The sequence below is a fragment of the Streptomyces sp. TRM64462 genome (assembly GCF_013362995.1).
GTDB lineage: Bacteria > Actinomycetota > Actinomycetes > Streptomycetales > Streptomycetaceae > Streptomyces.
This window is the reverse complement of record NZ_JABWDV010000081.1, coordinates 1-4,627: the sequence shown is the minus strand read 5'-3', so window position 1 is coordinate 4,627 and position 4,627 is coordinate 1. Positions and strand designations below refer to the sequence as shown.

General features: G+C 72.6%; 4 protein-coding genes and 1 pseudogene. 3 read left to right on the top strand and 2 right to left on the bottom strand.

The genetic code is table 11. The annotated features are described in order from the left end of the window. Positions 1-419: pseudogene (locus HTZ82_RS03780) on the bottom strand (hypothetical protein); the annotation flags it as partial. Between the two features lie 217 nt (positions 420-636). Between HTZ82_RS03780 and purN the strand changes: the two are divergent. Beyond that, a complete protein-coding gene (gene purN / locus HTZ82_RS03775) occupies positions 637-1,269 on the top strand; it encodes a phosphoribosylglycinamide formyltransferase (protein WP_175407821.1) in 633 nt (210 codons plus the stop codon). After that, on the top strand, positions 1,256-2,809 hold the full coding sequence (gene purH / locus HTZ82_RS03770) for a bifunctional phosphoribosylaminoimidazolecarboxamide formyltransferase/IMP cyclohydrolase (RefSeq protein ID WP_175407820.1): 1,554 nt from the start codon (positions 1,256-1,258) through the stop codon (positions 2,807-2,809). Before purN ends, purH begins: the two co-directional genes overlap by 14 nt. Before the next feature lie 69 nt (positions 2,810-2,878). Here purH and HTZ82_RS03765 read toward each other — a convergent pair whose 3' ends face one another. Beyond that, a complete protein-coding gene (locus tag HTZ82_RS03765) occupies positions 2,879-3,424 on the bottom strand; it encodes a hypothetical protein (RefSeq protein ID WP_175407819.1) in 546 nt (181 codons plus the stop codon). 295 nt (positions 3,425-3,719) lie between these two features. Between HTZ82_RS03765 and HTZ82_RS03760 the strand changes: the two genes are divergently transcribed. Continuing rightward, positions 3,720-4,586: a bifunctional methylenetetrahydrofolate dehydrogenase/methenyltetrahydrofolate cyclohydrolase gene (locus HTZ82_RS03760; protein WP_175407818.1), complete on the top strand. Its 867-nt coding sequence runs from the start codon at positions 3,720-3,722 to the stop codon at positions 4,584-4,586. Positions 4,587-4,627 lie beyond the last annotated feature (41 nt).

The following is a 4,627-nucleotide window of genomic DNA, read 5'->3' as shown; positions in this document are numbered from 1 at the left end:
GAGAAGTCGAAGACCGCGAAGAAGAAGCCCCACATGCCCGCGAGCAGCGCGTACCGCGCGCGGCGCTGGGCCGGGTCCGTCGGGTCCCAGCGGAGCTGCGGCCCCTCCTGGCGCCTGCCGGGCCCTGCGCCGTCGCCGCCCTGGCCACCGCCGCCCCAGCCTCCGCCCCCGCCTCCGCCGAAGCCGCCGGACGAGCGTCCCGGCTGGCGCGGGCTCCACTGGCCGCCGGGCGTCGCCGGACGGTCGTTGTCGGGGCCGCCGTCGTCCCCGCCCTCGCGCCCGTCACCGCGCCCGCCCTCCCGGCCGTCCTCGCCGTTGCCGGGGTGGCGGGGCTGCCAGGGCTCGTCGGGCCGGCCCTCCGGCGGCGGCGCGAACGGATTGCTGTCGTCCGTGGAGGTGCGGCGGCGTCGGTCCGGCATGTGGTGAACGTCTTCCCCTGTTGTCGTGTCCGTCCGTCGTCTCGTGCGGGACGGCTCTGCACCGCACGCTACCGCCCGGCCCCGCCCCCGTCCCGTGGGGGAGGGGCGGTGTGCCGGTATCGTTGCTGACGGTCGGCTCGTTCGTAGGGTTCCCCGTATCCGGGCCAGCGACGCATTCGTACGACCATACAAAAGCCCGACGCGAAAAGAGTTCCCCGTGGCTGCCGCCGCCCCCGCCCGCCTCGTCGTCCTGGTCTCCGGATCGGGCACGAACCTCCAGGCCCTGCTCGACGCCATCACCGCCGACCCGGACGGCTACGGCTCCGAGGTCCAGGTCGTCGCCGTGGGTGCCGACCGGACCGGGATCGCGGGCCTGGAGCGGGCCGAGCGCGCCGGGGTGCCGACCTTCGTGTGCCGGGTCAAGGACCACGAGACCCGTGACGCGTGGGACAAGGCGCTCGCCGACGCCGTCGCCGCGTACGAGCCCGACCTGGTCGTGTCGGCGGGCTTCATGAAGATCGTCGGGAAGGAGTTCCTGGCGCGCTTCGGCGGGCGGACGGTCAACACGCACCCCGCCCTGCTGCCCAGTTTCCCCGGTGCCCACGGGGTGCGGGACGCCCTCGCGTACGGCGCGAAGGTCACCGGATGCACCGTCCACTTCGTCGACGACGGCGTCGACACCGGCCCGATCATCGCCCAGGGTGTGGTCGAGGTGCGGGACACGGACGACGAAGCCGCTCTCCACGAGCGCATCAAAGAAGTCGAGCGCACGCTGCTCGTCGAGGTCGTGGGGCGTCTCGCCCGGCACGGCTACCGCATTGAGGGACGAAAGGTTCATGTCGGTGAATAAGCCCATCCGTCGCGCGCTGGTGAGTGTCTACGACAAGACGGGTCTGGAGGAGCTGGCCCGCGGGCTGCACGAGGCGGGCGTCGAGCTGGTCTCCACGGGCTCCACGGCCGCGAGGATCGCCGCCACCGGCGTCCCGGTCACCAAGGTCGAGGAGCTGACCGGCTTCCCCGAGTGCCTGGACGGCCGCGTCAAGACCCTGCACCCGCGCGTGCACGCCGGCATCCTGGCCGACCTGCGCCTGGACGCGCACCGCGAGCAGCTCGCCGAGCTGGGCGTGGAGCCGTTCGACCTGGTGGTCGTGAACCTGTACCCGTTCGAGGCGACGGTCGCCTCCGGCGCCGGCCCTGACGAGTGCGTCGAGCAGATCGACATCGGCGGCCCGTCGATGGTCCGCGCCGCCGCCAAGAACCACCCGTCGGTCGCGGTCGTGACGTCCCCGGCCCGGTACGGCGACGTCCTCGCCGCCGTCCAAGCGGGCGGCTTCGACCTGGCCGCGCGCAAGCGCCTGGCCGCCGAGGCGTTCCAGCACACGGCCGCGTACGACGTGGCCGTCGCGTCCTGGTTCGCGTCCTCGTACGCCCCGGCCGACGAGAGCCGCTTCCCGGACTTCATGGGCGCCACGTACGCCCGTAAGAACGTCCTGCGGTACGGCGAGAACCCGCACCAGGACGCCGCGCTGTACGTCGACGGGCGGGGCGGCCTGGCCGAGGCGGAGCAGCTCCACGGCAAGGAGATGTCCTTCAACAACTTCACGGATACCGAGGCCGCGCGGCGCGCCGCGTACGACCACGCCGAGCCGTGCGTCGCGATCATCAAGCACGCCAACCCGTGCGGTATCGCGGTCGGCGCGGACGTCGCGGAGGCGCACCGCAAGGCGCACGCCTGCGACCCGCTGTCGGCGTTCGGCGGCGTGATCGCCGTGAACCGCCCGGTGTCCGTCGCGATGGCGGAGCAGGTCGCGGAGATCTTCACCGAGGTCATCGTCGCCCCCGGCTACGAGGACGGCGCGGTCGAGGTCCTGGCCCGCAAGAAGAACATCCGCGTGCTGCGCTGCCCGGAGGCGCCCTCGGCGCCGGTCGAGCTGAAGCCCATCGACGGCGGCGCGCTCCTCCAGGTCACCGACCGCCTCCAGGCGGACGGCGACGACCCGGCGACGTGGACCCTCGCCACCGGCGACGCCCTCTCCGAGGCCGAGCTCGCCGAGCTGGCGTTCGCCTGGAAGGCGTGCCGGGCCGTCAAGTCCAACGCGATCCTGCTCGCCAAGGACGGCGCCAGCGTCGGCGTCGGCATGGGCCAGGTCAACCGCGTCGACTCCGCGAAGCTCGCCGTCGAGCGTGCGGGCGAGGAGCGGGCGCGCGGCGCGTACGCCGCGTCCGACGCGTTCTTCCCCTTCCCGGACGGCCTGGAGATCCTCACCGCGGCCGGAGTCAAGGCGGTCGTCCAGCCGGGCGGCTCGGTCCGCGACGAGCTGGTCGTGGAGGCCGCGAAGAAGGCCGGCGTGACGATGTACTTCACGGGCACCCGCCACTTCTTCCACTGAGCGGTACGGCGAAGGCCGTGGCTCCCGCGCGGTGCGGGAGCCACGGCCTTCCTGCCGTACGCGGGAACCTCAGACGCGCGGGCGCTTGAACCACGCGGCGCTGTCGCCCTTGGCGGCGAAGACGATCAGCAGGATCGCCGCGATGATCGTGCCGATGCCGATCGGGAGCTGGAACAGGCCGCCCACGATGGCGAACGACGCCCAGACGATGGCGCAGACGCGGACGCCGTTGCCGCCGCTCGTGTACTTCAGGCCGATGAACAGGCCCAGCAGGGCGAAGACCACCGCGAAGCCGGCGAAGAAGACGACGACGCCCTTGCCGATGTCGGCGATGGCCTCGGTCTCGTTGCTGTTCAGGCCGCTGCCCTCCACGGCCTTGTCGATCTCGCCGAGCTGCGTCAGCGCGTACACCGCGAAGACGATCTGCAGCGCGATGATGACCCAGACCAGGATGCGGCCGGTCTTCACCGAGCTCGGCATCTCCATCGGCGCGGCCGGGTAGCCGGCGCCGTAGCCCTGCTGGACGGGCGGGGCGGCCGGGTAGCCGTAACCGGGCTGGGCCGGCTGAGCGGGCTGCTGCTGGCCGTAGGGGTTGTTCTGGTCGCCGAAACTCATGGCGTGTTCCTCCGTGGGTTGTGCGGGGACGCGCGGTCCGCGCGGAGGAACTCGTCTGCACACTCGTACGCGCCGCTCTGTCCCCCCGGCACTGCCCGCGGCATTGCGCGGCTCATCGTCGTATCGGCGTCCGTCCCTTGTCCAGTCGATATGGGCGACTGTTGTGCACATGCAACCTCTCGCACACGGCCCGTAGCTCCTTCCGCACCGTCCGTCGCGCACGCACCGTGGCGTCCGGTGCGTCGGCCGCCGCCGGGATTGGAAGAGACCGGGGGTCATCCGCGAGGATGGGCCCATGAGCGCCCAGATTCTCGATGGCAAGGCCACCGCAGCCGCGATCAAGTCCGATCTGACCGCCCGGGTGGCGGACCTCAAAGCGAGGGGCGTCACGCCGGGCCTCGGCACGCTGCTCGTCGGCGAGGACGTCGGCAGCCAGAAGTACGTGGCGGGCAAGCACCGCGACTGCGCGCAGGTCGGCATCGCCTCCATCCAGCGCGAGCTGCCCGCGACCGCGACGCAGGACGACATCGAGGCGGTCGTACGGGAGCTCAACGAGGACCCGGCCTGCACCGGCTACATCGTGCAGCTCCCGCTGCCCAAGGGCATCGACACCAACCGGGTGCTGGAGCTCATGGACCCGGCCAAGGACGCGGACGGTCTGCACCCGACGAACCTCGGCCGCCTCGTGCTGGGCGAGCCCGCGCCGCTGCCCTGCACGCCCGCCGGCATCGTGACGCTGCTGCGCCGGCACGGCGTGGAGATCGCGGGCGCTCACGTGGTCGTGGTCGGGCGCGGTGTCACCATCGGCCGCCCGATGCCGCTGCTGCTGACGCGCCGCTCCGAGAACGCGACCGTCACGCAGTGCCACACGGGTACGCGCGACCTCGCCGAGCATCTGCGGCGGGCCGACATCGTGGTCGCGGCGGCGGGCGTGCCGCACCTGATCAAGCCGGAGGACATCAAGCCGGGCGCGGCCGTACTGGACGTGGGCGTCAGCCGCGACGAGACCGGCAAGATCGTCGGCGACGTCCACCCGGGCGTCCGCGAGGTGGCCGGCTGGGTCGCCCCGAACCCGGGCGGCGTGGGCCCGATGACCCGCGCGCAGCTCCTCGTCAACGTCGTCGAGGCGGCCGAGCGCGCCGCGGCCGCCGCCGCGAACTGAGCCGGAGGGCGACCCCATGGGCGTACGCGCCAACAACGGCT